Origin of the sequence: Buttiauxella noackiae ATCC 51607, from assembly GCF_001654865.1 — a bacterium.
Taxonomy (GTDB): Bacteria; Pseudomonadota; Gammaproteobacteria; order Enterobacterales; family Enterobacteriaceae; genus Buttiauxella; species Buttiauxella noackiae.
Map to the genome: position 1 here is coordinate 113357 of NZ_LXEO01000047.1, position 13405 is coordinate 126761.

The following is a 13405-nucleotide window of genomic DNA, read 5'->3' on the forward strand; positions in this document are numbered from 1 at the left end:
TGCAACCTGAAGAGTGATATTCTGCGGAAAACATCAATTATGCGCCCGACCTATGTCCCCCTGGTATCTCTATTTAGTCCGCACCCTCGATAACCGTTTATATACGGGCATTACCACCGATGTGGAACGCCGTTTCTATCAGCATCAGACCGGGAAAGGCGCGAAAGCATTACGTGGGAAAGGTGAGTTAACATTGGCCTTTAGCCATCTGGTTGGTGATCGCTCAAGCGCGTTGCGCCTGGAGTATCGTATCAAGCAGCTAACTAAAGCGCAGAAAGAGTGTTTAGTTGCCGGGGAATTGTCTTTTGAAGATCTGCTGGCAGACCTTCAAACATAAAATATCCCCAATAGATTTTGTGTTGCAGGAGTGCAGCCAAACACCCCTGCAGCGCGAAAGATGATGGGGATTAAAATTCGCGATTAAAGTGCTCGTGATATTCCACCAGCCCTGAGACACCATTAAGCGCGTCATCAGCCAATGGATGAATCAAGAAATGGGCTTCGGTATCGGGCCAGATACAACGCAAGCCATGTTGCGCCGCTGGAACAAAACCAAAGCGGCTATACAGCGCAGGTTCGCCTAACGTTACAACAGCGGCATAGCCAAATTCATTGAGTGAATCGAGCCCTTCATAAACCAGTTTTTTCGCCAGCCCCTGGCCGCGATAAGCCTCATCTACAGCCAGTGGTGCGAGGCCAACCCACTGAAGCTCTTCACCTTCTACCGCAACCGGACTGAATGCGGCATAACCGACGACCTGGCCTTCGTCATCTGTGGCAACAACACCTAGTGTTAACAGGCCGTCTTCTCGTAAATCCTTCACCAAATCCGCTTCGCCATTGCCATTAAAGGAGCGGCGAAGTAAAGCGTCGATGCCTGGAGCATCAATAGGTATTTCTACACGAATCAGCATGGCTCACCTACCGAGTTACTTTCTGGAGCAGGTTTGTGTTTCATCCCCGCTTCGACAAAATCAGCCAGTTGCAGCAGCAGCATGCGTAATGGTTTTGGCATCGCATCCAGCTCAATGGCATCCATTAAATTTTTGACGTACAGACCCAGTTCGGTGTCACCTTCAATCATCAGGCGGCGTTGGAAAAACAGGGTGTCGGGATCTTGTTTACGAGCAGCGATCATCAACAAATCGTTGGCTGTCGCACTGAAACTCACATCAGCCGGAGCATCTTCACGCACAACCAGTTTGTTGTCTTGTACCGAAGTAAACCATTTTAGGCCGAGATCGCGCACTTCAATACTTAGCCAGCGTCCCTCAAGAAATTCGAGTTCACCCTCTTCCATTGCCTGACGGAACTGCCAGCCAAGAACCTGTTCAAGCACCTGGCGCTTTAGAGCAAAGGGTGTGAGTTTAACCGGTGTTCTTAACAGTGACGGGCCAAGATGGACCAGGCGTGAACGCAATTTATCCAACACAAGCTTTACTCCTTGAGAAATTTAACCGCTATTTTGACACACCAGCCATTCTCCGTAGCGGTGTAAATCAACAAGTTTGCGGGTTATCAATACCATCATATTGATTTCATCAATACGCCATTAGCTGCCTTAAATCAAAATTTGTCGTGGACGGGTTAACTAAAATCCCAGTTCGTTAACAATTTTGCTGTCCGACACTGGGCCGCATGGGTTTCCTCTAAGGTTACCCAATGATTCAGGATAAATTATGGAGTTGCTTTGCCCAGCTGGAAACTTACCGGCGTTAAAAGCGGCCATCGATAATGGTGCCGATGCGGTTTACATTGGTCTTAAAGATGATACCAACGCTCGCCATTTTGCTGGACTGAATTTCACGGAGAAGAAACTGCAAGAAGCGGTAAGTTACGTGCATCAACATCGCCGTAAACTGCATATCGCTATCAATACGTTTGCGCATCCGGACGGCTACGTTCGCTGGCAACGTGCAGTAGATATGGCAGCGCAACTCGGAGCCGACGCTTTAATTCTGGCCGACCTTGCCATGCTTGAATACGCGGCTGAACGTTACCCGCATATTGAGCGCCACGTATCGGTACAAGCCTCCGCCACCAATGAAGAAGCTGTCCGCTTTTATCATCGCAACTTCGACGTTGCGCGCGTTGTTTTACCGCGCGTGTTATCCATTCATCAGGTAAAACAGTTGGCTCGAGTGACCCCCGTGCCGCTGGAAGTTTTTGCGTTTGGTAGCTTGTGCATCATGGCCGAAGGGCGTTGCTATCTTTCTTCCTACCTGACCGGCGAATCACCAAATACCGTAGGTGCATGTTCTCCTGCGCGTTTCGTGCGTTGGCAACAAACTCCACAAGGCCTCGAATCACGCCTCAACGATGTTCTTATCGACAGGTATCAGGATGGTGAAAATGCAGGTTACCCAACGCTGTGTAAAGGCCGCTATCTGGTTGACGATCAGAAATATCACGCTCTCGAAGAACCAACTAGCCTGAACACACTTGAGCTGCTGCCTGAATTATTAGCCGCGAATATTGCATCAGTGAAAATCGAAGGCCGCCAGCGTAGCCCGGCCTATGTCAGTCAAGTGGCGAAAGTCTGGCGTCAGGCAATCGATCTGTGTATGGCTGATCCGGAAAACTACCGTGCGAAACCTGCGTGGATGGAAGATCTGGGGGCAATGGCCGAAGGTACGCAAACTACTCTCGGTGCCTATCACCGTAAATGGCAGTAGGGATGACCATGAAATATTCATTAGGGCCAGTTCTGTACTACTGGCCAAAAGAGACGTTGGAAAAATTTTACCAGGCTGCGGCAAACAGCAGTGCCGAGACGATTTATCTTGGTGAATCGGTATGTAGCAAACGTCGTGCAACCAAAACCGGCGACTGGCTGGATATGGCGAAGAGCCTTGCAGGCCAGGGCAAGCAAGTTGTGCTTTCAACTTTGGCGTTGGTTCAGGCTCCTTCCGAGTTAAACGAGCTCAAGCGCTATGTTGAAAACGGTGATTTCCTGATTGAAGCCAATGACCTCGGTGCTGTGAATATGGCGGCAGAACGCAAACTGCCGTTTGTCGCAGGCCATGCGCTCAACTGCTATAACGCGGTGACGCTACGGTTGCTGCACAAACAAGGCATGGTTCGTTGGTGTATGCCCGTTGAGCTTTCGCGTGACTGGTTGGCTAACATGCTCACTCAGTGTGATGAGTTGGGTATTCGCAATAAGTTTGAAGTCGAAGTGCTCAGCTATGGTCATTTGCCTTTGGCGTATTCCGCACGCTGTTTCACCGCGCGTTCCGAAGACAAGCCAAAAGATGAATGCGAAACCTGCTGCATTAAATATCCTGTCGGCCGCAATATGTTGTCTCAGGAAAACCAGCAAGTGTTTGTGCTAAACGGTATTCAGACCATGAGCGGTTATGTGTACAACCTCGGAAATGAACTGGCGTCGATGAAAGGCTTAGTCGATATGGTGCGTTTATCACCGATGGGCATGGAAACACTTCGTGTTCTGGAAGCCTTCCGCAAAAATGAGAACGGTAATGCGCCGTTGTCTCTGGCACAGCAAAACGATTGTAATGGTTACTGGCGACGCGTCGCTGGCTTAGAACTGGTTACTCATAGCTGAGAAAAGGCTCACTTTGTTACTTAATTGTTGATGGTTTTCGGCAATACTGAAAGGCAATCATCAATAAACAGAGTGAGCCGCTATGTCTCAGACTCCTTTCTCATTACTCGATCTGGCCCCAATCCCACAAGGCTCTCAGCCGCGTGACGCGTTTCATCGCTCTCTGGATTTAGCTCGCCTTGCCGAAAAGCGTGGCTATCACCGCTACTGGCTGGCTGAGCACCACAATATGACCGGTATCGCCAGTGCGGCAACATCCGTGCTGATTGGTTATCTGGCGGCAAATACTGAAACTTTGCGCCTCGGTTCCGGTGGCGTAATGTTGCCGAATCACTCACCTTTAGTGATTGCCGAGCAGTTTGGTACGCTGGAAACGCTTTATCCTGGGCGTATTGACCTGGGATTAGGGCGCGCGCCAGGCAGCGATCAGCGCACAATGATGGCATTACGCCGCCATATGAGTGGCGATATCGATAACTTCCCGCGGGATGTCAGTGAGCTGGTTTCGTGGTTTGACGCAACCGATCCAAACCCGGCAGTGCGCCCGGTTCCTGGCTACAACACTAAAATTCCTGTCTGGCTGCTGGGTTCAAGCTTGTATAGCGCTCAACTGGCGGCACAACTTGGGCTGCCGTTTGCCTTTGCTTCACACTTTGCACCCGACATGTTGTTCCAGGCGCTGCAACTTTATCGTGCCCAGTTCAAACCATCTGCCCGACTGGAAAAACCGTACGCCATGGTGTGTATTAACATTATTGCCGCTGACAGCAACCGCGATGCTGAATTCCTGTTCACTTCGATGCAGCAAGCTTTCGCTAAATTACGTCGTGGTGAAACTGGCCAGTTGCCACCGCCGATTGAAAACATGGATAGCTTCTGGAGCCCGGCTGAGAAATATGGCGTGCAGCAGGCATTGAGCATGTCTCTGGTGGGAGATATTGCGAAAGTACGCCACGGTCTGATCTCATTGCTGCGTGAAACGCAGGCTGATGAAATTATGGTTAACGGCCAAATTTTTGATACCGAAGCTCGTCTGCATTCCTTTGACCTGGCGATGGATGTGTACGAAAGCCTGTAAAGTTTTCGCCCCTCACAGATGAGGGGCGAAATTTTAGTGATAAACCGGCAGTAAATCGAAGCTTGAAAGGATATGGATGGCGGCGTTAGTCACACCGAAGATAAGAATCAGCACAATCATTTTATTGCCGCCCCATACCCGGTAAATAGGGCTGCCGAATTTCTTGCGAGAAGCTTTTGCCAGAAGAGCAGGAACAATTGCCGCCCAGATAGTTGCCGCCAACCCCGCAAATCCAATCGCGTAGATAAACCCGTCAGGCCAGATAACACCGCCTAGCATTGGCGGAATAAAGGTCACCAGTGCGGTTTTCAAACGTCCCATTGGCGAGTCGTCGAATTTAAACAGGTCGGCCAGATAATCAAATAAGCCCAGGGTCACGCCCAGGAAGGAGCTGGCTACGGCGAAGTTAGAAAATACGATCAGCAGCAAATCCAACGCACGACTTTTCAGGACGCCACTCAATGCCCCGACCAGCACATCAATGTTCCCGCCTTTGTCAGCAATGGCAATGAAATCACTGCGCGGAATATTTCCCATGCTACCCACCAACCAAATAATGTACAGCACCAGCGCCATCAGCGTTCCCCAGACAAGGCAGCGCTTAATAGTCTGTGGATCTTTGCCGTAATACTTCATCAGGCTAGGCACATTACCGTGGTAGCCAAATGAGGCGAGGCAAAATGGCAGCGTCATCAGCAGATAGGGGAAGTAGCTCGGATTTATCGCTTTGCTATCCAGCAGCGTTGCAGGTTCGACATGCCACATCAGGCCGCCAAACGTCATAAAGAAAGTCAGGATTTTCGCGCCAAGCACGATGGTTGTCATACGGCTAACAGCGCGCGTACTGAGCCATACAATAAACGCCACAATCAAAGCAAAAATCAGCCCGGCGAATCGCGCGGGGAAATCGACAGACATTTTACCAAGCGTATGGTGAATCACCGAGCCGCTTGCCGAAATGTAGGCATAGGTCAGGATATACAACACAAATGCGATGGAAAGACCATTGATCAGGTTCCACCCCTTACCCAGCAAATCTTTGGTGACGGTGTCAAAACTTGAACCTACGCGGTAATTCAAGTTGGCTTCCAGAATCATCAAACCGGAATGCAGCATACAAAACCAGGTTACGACCAGTGCAGCTAAAGACCAGAAGAACCACGCCCCGGACATCACCACCGGCAGAGAAAACATGCCTGCACCAATTATTGTGCCGCCAATAATCATGATACCGCCGAAGATAGACGGCGAGGCCTGGGTGGTCGATAAGGTTGCCATACGAATTCCTGAAACGATGAACGGCTGTCGAAGCGACAGGTTTACTGCGCAACATTGTACCAGTACATGAGTACAATTTGGATAAAAAAAATCCCGGTTGCATTAACCAGGATTTTTATCACTGCCTGCTGATGAACAGCAGGCATAAACTTCTGTCAATTAAGCTTCAGTTGTACGACGACGAGCTGGCGCTGCGCCATCTTCACGACGAGGGCCACGACCACCTTCACGGCGTTCGCCGCTGAAGCTGCGTGGTGCACCAGCACCTGCTGGGCCATCACGACGTGGACCGCGACCGCCTTCACGACGCTCACCGCCACCGAAACCACGGCCAGCACCTGCACCAGCACCGCCGCCACGACGTTCGCCGCCACGGTCAGAACGCGGTTGTGCATCACCCATCAACTGCATATTCATTGGTTTGTTCAGAATACGAGTACGGGTAAAGTGCTGCAGGATTTCGCCCGGCATGCCTTTTGGCAGTTCGATAGTAGAGTGAGTACCGAACAGCTTGATGTTACCGATGTAACGGCTGCTGATATCACCTTCGTTAGCGATAGCGCCAACGATATGACGAACTTCAACACCATCATCACGGCCAACTTCAATACGGTACAGTTCCATATCGCCAACATCACGACGTTCGCGACGTGGTGCATCGCCATCACGCTGTGGACGATCGCCACGCTCTGGACGGTCACCGCGTGGGGCACGATCGCCACGTGGAGCACGATCTGAACGTTCGAAACGCTCATCACGTTCACGGAATTCACGACGTGGACGCATTGGTGCATCTGGTGGCAGGATCAGAGGACGTTCGCCCTGTGCCATTTTCAGCAGTGCTGCAGCCAATGTCTCCATATCCAGCGCTTCTTCAGATTCAGCAGAAGGTTGGATTTTTGCCAGCAGACCACGGTACAGATCCAAATCGCTGCTTTCCAGTTGCTGCTGAACTTTAGCTGCGAACTTAGCCAGACGACGCTCACTCAGCAGATCACGGTTTGGCAGTTCAACTTCAGGAATAGTCAGCTTCATGGTGCGTTCGATGTTACGCAGCAGACGACGCTCACGGTTCTCAACGAACAGCAGAGCACGGCCAGCACGACCCGCACGACCAGTACGACCGATACGGTGAACGTAAGACTCGGAGTCCATCGGGATGTCGTAGTTAACAACCAGGCTGATACGCTCAACGTCCAGACCACGAGCAGCAACGTCGGTTGCAATCAGGATGTCCAGACGACCGTCTTTCAGACGCTCCAGAGTTTGCTCACGCAGCGCCTGGTTCATGTCGCCGTTCAGTGCAGCGCTGTTATAACCGCTTTGTTCCAGCGCTTCTGCCACTTCCAGAGTTGCGTTTTTGGTACGTACGAAAATGATCGCCGCGTCAAAATCTTCAGACTCAAGGAAACGAACCAGTGCTTCGTTCTTACGCATACCGTGCACAGTCCAGTAGCTCTGGCTGATGTCCGGGCGAGTAGTCACGCTAGATTGAATGCGTACTTCCTGCGGATCTTTCATGAAACGACGGGTAATACGACGAATCGCTTCTGGCATAGTTGCAGAGAACAGAGCGGTCTGATGACCTTCCGGGATCTGCGCCATGATAGTTTCAACGTCTTCAATGAAGCCCATACGCAACATTTCATCAGCTTCGTCCAGTACCAGACCTTTCAGGTTGGACAAATTCAGCGTACCGCGTTTTAAGTGGTCAAGCAGACGACCTGGGGTACCAACAACAATTTGTGGTCCCTGACGCAGGGCGCGCAGTTGCACGTCATAACGCTGGCCACCGTAAAGGGCTACAACGTTTACGCCGTGCATATGTTTAGAGAAATCCGTCATGGCTTCAGCAACCTGAACCGCCAGTTCGCGGGTCGGTGCCAGCACCAGGATTTGTGGTGCTTTCAGCTCTGGATCAAGGTTGTGCAGCAGCGGCAAAGAGAACGCTGCAGTTTTGCCGCTACCAGTCTGGGCCATACCCAGTACATCGCGGCCAGCCAGCAGCTGTGGAATACACTCTGCCTGGATTGGAGAAGGTTTTTCATAACCCAGATCGTTCAGGGCTTTAAGAATGGAGTCGTTAAGACCCAGATCAGAAAAAGTAGTTTCGATAGTAGTAGTCTCGATGATATCAGTCATGTAGTACACGTGCCTCGTAGATGGCGGCCAGTCTACATAACTCATCGTGAAATTGACCTGCAATTTTCATTGAAAAGTGTGAACCGGCTCAAATTTGGTTGATTAACGAACAAAAACGCCCTCACCCGTTAAGGTGATGACTTTAATAAAAAAGTTTATGGGCTGATCGATGTTCGTCAGCTATTGCTGGTCCGATTCTGCCAGGTCATCTTGCTCCTGGCCCAAGAGCGCTAATTCCAACAATGCATAACGATGCTCAACGTAATTGTGTACGTTGTTAGCGACCGCTAACTTGAACAGTGCCGTGGCGCTGTCCTTTTCCCCCAGACTTAGGTAGTACTTACCTAAATAGAAGTTGGTTTCACTGAGATGCTCAGCGAGCGAGGTGTTATCCGTTGCGTCCGCCTCGAGGCGTTCCATTAACGTTTTTTCGTTAATGTTCCCCAGGTAGAACTCGACAATGTTCCATCCCCATTGCTCTTTATCCGATTTATCGAGGCGCTGTTGTAACGCCACTTTAGCCTGCTTTGCATCTAAATTGCTTTCAACAACGTAGAGCCACAGACTACGGAAAGGATCATTGGGATCGTCTTGATAAAACGCTAGCAGATCATCTTGCGCTAAACGATAACGACCACCGTAGTAGAGGGCGATACCGCGATTTAAATGCGCATAGTTGTAAGTTGGATCAAGCTCAAGTACAGAATCAAACGCTTCATAGGCAGCATCAAAATTGCCTGCCTGCGTTAAATATATACCTAAGTAATTGAATACTTCAGGCATATCGGGGCGGATTGCCAACGCTTGTGAAAAATCATTTCGCGCCAGAGCCCGCAAGCCGAGGCTATCATACAACACTCCGCGCTCATATAAAAGCTGCGCGCGCTCATCATCGGTTAAAGCCCGGCTGGCAAGTATCTGCTCCATGCGTGCAAGAATAACTTCTTGCTGCAAAGTCGGCTGCAATGGCACCGCCAGGACTTCACGTTCACGCCAGGAGGAGTTGCTGCATCCTGCCAGCGCGAGAGCTGTCGCAACGAAACACCAGCGCAAAAAAGGCTTCATTTCCCACTCCCGAAGACAACATATGGATGACGTCCTGTCCGCCGGCTCTAAAACGAGACTCCCTGCCCCGTAATAAATAGCTCTCCATGTCACCATGGAGAGCTTAATTGGTATAGCTTACTCAGCTTCTGGTGCAGCTGGTGCTGCGCTTTCTGCTGGGGACTGCTCAGTTGCTTCTTTGATGCTCAGACGAACACGGCCCTGGCGGTCAACTTCCAGTACTTTAACTGGAACTTCTTGACCCATTTGCAGGTAGTCAGTCACTTTCTCTACGCGCTTGTCAGCGATTTGAGAAATGTGTACCAGACCTTCTTTGCCGCCGCCGATCGCAACGAATGCACCGAAATCTACGATACGAGTAACTTTACCGTTGTAGATACGGCCAACTTCGATTTCAGCAGTGATCTCTTCGATACGACGAATAGCGAATTTCGCTTTGTCGCCATCGGTAGCAGCGATTTTCACTGTGCCGTCATCTTCGATTTCAATAGTAGTGCCGGTTTCTTCGGTCAGCGCACGAATCACAGAACCACCCTTACCGATCACATCTTTGATCTTGTCTGGGTTGATTTTGATTGTGTGAATACGTGGAGCGAACTCAGAGATGTCGCCACGCGGTGCATTAATAGCCTGTTCCATTACGCCAAGGATATGCAGACGCGCACCTTTAGCCTGGTTCAAAGCAACCTGCATGATTTCGCGGGTGATACCTTCGATTTTGATATCCATCTGCAGCGCAGAGATACCTTCACGACTACCAGCAACTTTAAAGTCCATGTCGCCCAGGTGGTCTTCATCACCCAGAATGTCAGACAGAACAACAAAGTTATCGCCTTCTTTAACCAGACCCATCGCAATACCGGCTACAGCGGCTTTGATTGGCACGCCTGCATCCATCAGTGCCAGAGAAGCACCACACACGGAAGCCATGGAAGAAGAACCGTTAGATTCAGTAATTTCAGACACTACGCGCACGGTGTACGGGAAGCGGTCAGCTTCTGGCATAACAGCCAGTACGCCACGCTTAGCCAGACGACCATGACCAATCTCACGACGCTTCGGTGAACCGACCATACCGGTTTCACCTACGGAGTACGGAGGGAAGTTGTAGTGGAACAGGAAGTTGTCGGTACGTTCGCCCATCAACTCATCCAGGTTCTGTGCATCACGAGCGGTACCCAGAGTTGCTGTAACCAGCGCCTGAGTTTCACCACGGGTGAACAGTGCAGAACCGTGAGTACGTGGCAGGACGCCAGTACGCACATCCAGACCACGGATCATATCTTTTTCGCGGCCATCGATACGCAGTTCGCCAGCCAGAATGCGGCTACGAACAACATTTTTCTCGATAGCGTGCAGGATGTCGCTGACTTCGCCAGCATCAATTGAATCGTCTTCAGCTGACAGTGCAGCGATAACGTCAGATTTAATGATGTCGACTTGCGCGTAGCGCTCTTGCTTATCAGTAATACGGTAAGCATCGCTCAGGCGAGATTCAGCAAGTGCAGCAACACGCGCATTCAACGCTTCGTTAGCTGCTTCTGGCTGCCAATCCCAACGTGGTTTGCCAGCTTCAGCAACCAGAGAGTTGATGTTCTGGATAACAACTTGCTGCTGTTCATGGCCAAATACTACTGCGCCCAGCATCTGATCTTCGCTCAGCAGCTCAGCTTCGGACTCAACCATCAGCACAGCACCTTCGGTACCGGCAACAACCAGGTCCAGTTTGCTGGTTTTCAGTTCATCAGCAGTTGGGTTCAGAACATACTGGTCATTGATATAACCAACACGTGCAGAGCCAATTGGGCCGTTGAATGGAATACCAGACAGGCTCAGCGCTGCAGAAGCACCGATCATCGCAACGATGTCCGGGTGAACTTGTGGGTTCACGGAAACAACGGTCGCAATTACCTGAACTTCGTTAACGAAACCTTCCGGGAACAGTGGGCGCACTGGACGGTCAATCAGACGCGCGATCAGTGTTTCGCCTTCGCTTGGACGGCCTTCACGACGGAAGAAGCTACCTGGGATACGACCAGCAGCGTAAGTACGCTCCTGATAGTTAACAGTCAGTGGGAAGAAGTCCTGGCCTGCTTTCGCTTTTTTCTGACCGACTACGGTCACGAATACAGCGGTGTCGTCCATGCTTACCATTACTGCTGCGGTAGCCTGGCGAGCCATCATACCGGTCTCTATTGTGACCGTATGCTGACCGTATTGAAATTTACGGACAATCGGAGTTAGCAAAATAATATCCTTAATAATCTTTGGTAGCAGGTGATTGCACTTGCTCCGTTTAACCCGATCTCTATCGCATCCTCGCGACTAATGACAACCCTAACCCGCCCATGCGGATAAAGCCTCTCATTAGCCGCGCGAACCTCTGCAATAAAGATCACACTCTGCAACAATACATTAGTTTCCATAGAATTGCTGCCATCTGGTTGAAAAAAGGGGCCTTAAAAGGCCCCTTTTTCTGAAACTCGCAAGACTTAGCGACGCAGACCCAGACGCTCGATCAGGCTGGTGTAACGTGCTACATCTTTACGCTTCAGGTAGTCGAGCAGTTTACGACGCTGAGAAACCATACGCAGCAGACCACGACGGCTGTGGTGATCTTTTTTGTGCTCAGAGAAGTGACCCTGCAGGTGGTTGATCTGAGCAGTCAGCAGTGCAACCTGAACTTCGGTAGAACCGCTGTCGTTAGAACCACGACCAAACTCGGAAACGATTTTTGCTTTAGCTTCAACGCTTAGAGACATTTTAAACTCCAGAATTATAGATAAAAAGATAGAGTGCCGATCTCTAATTCAGCAACTCCAGTGCACTTTCACAACAATGTTAAACAAAGGTATGAAAGTTAAGCCTCGCCATTTTACCTGTAGCCACCTCTTATCGCAAGGCAACTCCAGGCGTCAGAGCGGATACTCAACAACCAGACGACGAGGCGCTACGCGTCCATCATCATCAATTTCGGCCATGCCGATAAATTTGCCTTCATCACCTTCGGTGACTCGGACTAGCCCTTCTGCTGGCGCGCCAGACACTTGCACCGGTTGCCCATTCTTGAAGTAACCCGCAACAGCAGGTAATAAATTCACGATTGGGAAGTCTGAAGCCGGACTGTCCATTGGCATCAATAGTGGATCTAACAACACCGATGGTTCAATTTCTTGCGCTTGTGCTTGCTCAAGCAATGCTTGCAATTGCTCAAGCGTCACCATTCGTTCAACAGGATACTTGCTCACCGCAAGACGGCGCAGGAAAGTCACATGAGCACCACAACCGAGCTTTTCACCTAAATCATCAGTGATGGTTCGGATGTATGTTCCCTTAGAACAGTGAATTTCCAACTCAAGTTCATTGCCTTCATGGCGAATAAACAGAAGTTCGTAAACCGTGATTGACCGTGCTTCACGCGGCACTTCGATACCCTGACGCGCATACTCATAGAGCGGTTTGCCTTGATATTTCAGTGCTGAGTACATCGATGGAACTTGCTGTGTTTCACCACGAAAGCTATCTAGCGCTTGCGCTAACTCTTGCTCAGTAAAAGTTACCGGGCGCTCCTGAACGATTGTGCCATCAGCATCAGAAGTATCAGTGCGCTGCCCAAGGCGGGCAATAACACGGTAGCGCTTATCGGAATCGAGTAAGTAACGCGAGAACTTTGTCGCTTCACCGAGGCAAATCGGCAGCATGCCAGTTGCAAGTGGGTCAAGCGCTCCGGTATGGCCGGCACGATTAGCATTATAAATACGCTTAACTTTCTGCAATGCATCGTTCGAAGATAGACCCTGAGGTTTATCTAACAACAGCACTCCGTGAATATCACGACCACGACGACGAGGACGACTCATTAATCCTCCTTGCTGTCATCCGTATCGTTTACACGACGCTCATCATCGTTTCTGATGACGTTAGATACCAGATTCGACATGCGCATACCTTCAACCAACGAGTTATCGTAGAAGAAAGTCAGTTCAGGCACGATACGCAGGCGCATTGCTTTGCCCAGTAAAGAACGAATGTAGCCAGAAGCATCCTGTAAAACCTTGATGCCTTCTTTTACTGCTTGTTCGTCTTTATCGTTCAGGAAGGTAACAAACACTTTGGCATAAGCCAGATCGCGTGACACTTCAACACCAGAAACGGTAGTCATCATGCCCAGACGCGGGTCTTTGATTTCGCGCTGCAGGATGATTGCGATCTCTTTCTGCAATTCCTGGGAAACACGCTGTGGGCGACCAAATTCTTTCGCCATAATAAATTCT

Annotated in this window: 14 protein-coding genes; 4 read left to right on the forward strand and 10 right to left on the reverse strand. The window is 50.3% G+C overall.

The window, feature by feature from the left end; genetic code table 11:
- Nucleotides 1-52: 52 nt before the first annotated feature.
- Nucleotides 53-337, forward strand: coding sequence for a GIY-YIG nuclease family protein (locus M979_RS14970; protein ID WP_064555422.1), 285 nt, complete (start codon nucleotides 53-55; stop codon nucleotides 335-337).
- 70 nt (nucleotides 338-407) lie between these two features.
- Here M979_RS14970 and M979_RS14975 read toward each other — a convergent pair whose 3' ends face one another.
- Nucleotides 408-914 (reverse strand): GNAT family N-acetyltransferase, encoded by a 507-nt coding sequence (locus M979_RS14975; protein ID WP_064555424.1) that lies wholly within the window; start codon nucleotides 912-914, stop codon nucleotides 408-410.
- Nucleotides 908-1432, reverse strand: coding sequence for a ubiquinone anaerobic biosynthesis accessory factor UbiT (gene ubiT, locus M979_RS14980; RefSeq protein ID WP_034459662.1), 525 nt, complete (start codon nucleotides 1430-1432; stop codon nucleotides 908-910). Before ubiT ends, M979_RS14975 begins: the two co-directional genes overlap by 7 nt.
- A gap of 247 nt (nucleotides 1433-1679) precedes the next feature.
- Here ubiT and ubiU point away from each other — a divergent pair, with 247 nt between their 5' ends.
- From ubiU to M979_RS14995, 3 genes are all read left to right on the forward strand, one after another.
- Nucleotides 1680-2675 (forward strand): ubiquinone anaerobic biosynthesis protein UbiU, encoded by a 996-nt coding sequence (ubiU, locus tag M979_RS14985; RefSeq protein WP_034459665.1) that lies wholly within the window; start codon nucleotides 1680-1682, stop codon nucleotides 2673-2675.
- Nucleotides 2676-2683: 8 nt separating this feature from the next.
- Entirely contained in the window at nucleotides 2684-3568 is an 885-nt protein-coding gene (locus M979_RS14990; RefSeq protein ID WP_034460127.1) for a U32 family peptidase, read from the forward strand.
- Nucleotides 3569-3650: 82 nt separating this feature from the next.
- Nucleotides 3651-4646, forward strand: coding sequence for a luciferase-like monooxygenase (locus tag M979_RS14995; protein WP_034459668.1), 996 nt, complete (start codon nucleotides 3651-3653; stop codon nucleotides 4644-4646).
- A 33-nt stretch (nucleotides 4647-4679) separates the two neighbouring features.
- Here M979_RS14995 and mtr read toward each other — a convergent pair whose 3' ends face one another.
- The 8 genes from mtr to rbfA all read right to left on the reverse strand — a co-directional run bounded on the left by mtr (nucleotide 4680) and on the right by rbfA (nucleotide 13395).
- The gene (gene mtr / locus M979_RS15000) at nucleotides 4680-5924 is read right to left on the reverse strand and encodes a tryptophan permease (protein WP_034459671.1); all 1245 of its coding nucleotides are present in this window, start codon (nucleotides 5922-5924) and stop codon (nucleotides 4680-4682) included.
- 159 nt (nucleotides 5925-6083) lie between these two features.
- Nucleotides 6084-8066, reverse strand: coding sequence for a DEAD/DEAH family ATP-dependent RNA helicase (locus M979_RS15005; protein WP_064555426.1), 1983 nt, complete (start codon nucleotides 8064-8066; stop codon nucleotides 6084-6086).
- Nucleotides 8059-8136: a protein YrbN gene (gene yrbN, locus M979_RS23385; protein ID WP_110510645.1), complete on the reverse strand. Its 78-nt coding sequence runs from the start codon at nucleotides 8134-8136 to the stop codon at nucleotides 8059-8061. The genes M979_RS15005 and yrbN overlap by 8 nt, the downstream gene beginning before the upstream one ends.
- 110 nt (nucleotides 8137-8246) lie before the next feature.
- The gene (gene nlpI / locus M979_RS15010; protein WP_034459675.1) at nucleotides 8247-9131 is read right to left on the reverse strand and encodes a lipoprotein NlpI; all 885 of its coding nucleotides are present in this window, start codon (nucleotides 9129-9131) and stop codon (nucleotides 8247-8249) included.
- A 117-nt stretch (nucleotides 9132-9248) separates the two neighbouring features.
- Nucleotides 9249-11378, reverse strand: a complete 2130-nt coding sequence (gene pnp, locus M979_RS15015) for a polyribonucleotide nucleotidyltransferase (protein ID WP_034459677.1) — start codon at nucleotides 11376-11378, stop codon at nucleotides 9249-9251.
- Nucleotides 11379-11623: 245 nt separating this feature from the next.
- Nucleotides 11624-11893 (reverse strand): 30S ribosomal protein S15, encoded by a 270-nt coding sequence (rpsO, locus tag M979_RS15025; RefSeq protein WP_064514052.1) that lies wholly within the window; start codon nucleotides 11891-11893, stop codon nucleotides 11624-11626.
- Nucleotides 11894-12046: 153 nt separating this feature from the next.
- Entirely contained in the window at nucleotides 12047-12991 is a 945-nt protein-coding gene (truB, locus tag M979_RS15030; protein WP_034459682.1) for a tRNA pseudouridine(55) synthase TruB, read from the reverse strand.
- Entirely contained in the window at nucleotides 12991-13395 is a 405-nt protein-coding gene (gene rbfA, locus M979_RS15035) for a 30S ribosome-binding factor RbfA (RefSeq protein ID WP_034459684.1), read from the reverse strand. The genes truB and rbfA overlap by 1 nt, the downstream gene beginning before the upstream one ends.
- Nucleotides 13396-13405: the final 10 nt, after the last annotated feature.

Excerpts from the sequence above, each read along its gene's own strand:
- M979_RS14970 (WP_064555422.1), top strand. The coding sequence starts at position 53 with ATGTCCCCCTGGTATCTCTATTTAGTCCGCACCCTCGATAACCGTTTA.
- M979_RS14990 (WP_034460127.1), top strand. The coding sequence starts at position 2,684 with ATGAAATATTCATTAGGGCCAGTTCTGTACTACTGGCCAAAAGAGACG.
- M979_RS15005 (WP_064555426.1), bottom strand. The coding sequence starts at position 8,066 with ATGACTGATATCATCGAGACTACTACTATCGAAACTACTTTTTCTGAT.
- M979_RS14995 (WP_034459668.1), top strand. The coding sequence starts at position 3,651 with ATGTCTCAGACTCCTTTCTCATTACTCGATCTGGCCCCAATCCCACAA.
- M979_RS14975 (WP_064555424.1), bottom strand. The coding sequence starts at position 914 with ATGCTGATTCGTGTAGAAATACCTATTGATGCTCCAGGCATCGACGCT.
- rpsO (WP_064514052.1), bottom strand. The coding sequence starts at position 11,893 with ATGTCTCTAAGCGTTGAAGCTAAAGCAAAAATCGTTTCCGAGTTTGGT.
- rbfA (WP_034459684.1), bottom strand. The coding sequence starts at position 13,395 with ATGGCGAAAGAATTTGGTCGCCCACAGCGTGTTTCCCAGGAATTGCAG.
- mtr (WP_034459671.1), bottom strand. The coding sequence starts at position 5,924 with ATGGCAACCTTATCGACCACCCAGGCCTCGCCGTCTATCTTCGGCGGT.
- yrbN (WP_110510645.1), bottom strand. The coding sequence starts at position 8,136 with ATGAAAATTGCAGGTCAATTTCACGATGAGTTATGTAGACTGGCCGCC.
- truB (WP_034459682.1), bottom strand. The coding sequence starts at position 12,991 with ATGAGTCGTCCTCGTCGTCGTGGTCGTGATATTCACGGAGTGCTGTTG.
- ubiU (WP_034459665.1), top strand. The coding sequence starts at position 1,680 with ATGGAGTTGCTTTGCCCAGCTGGAAACTTACCGGCGTTAAAAGCGGCC.
- nlpI (WP_034459675.1), bottom strand. The coding sequence starts at position 9,131 with ATGAAGCCTTTTTTGCGCTGGTGTTTCGTTGCGACAGCTCTCGCGCTG.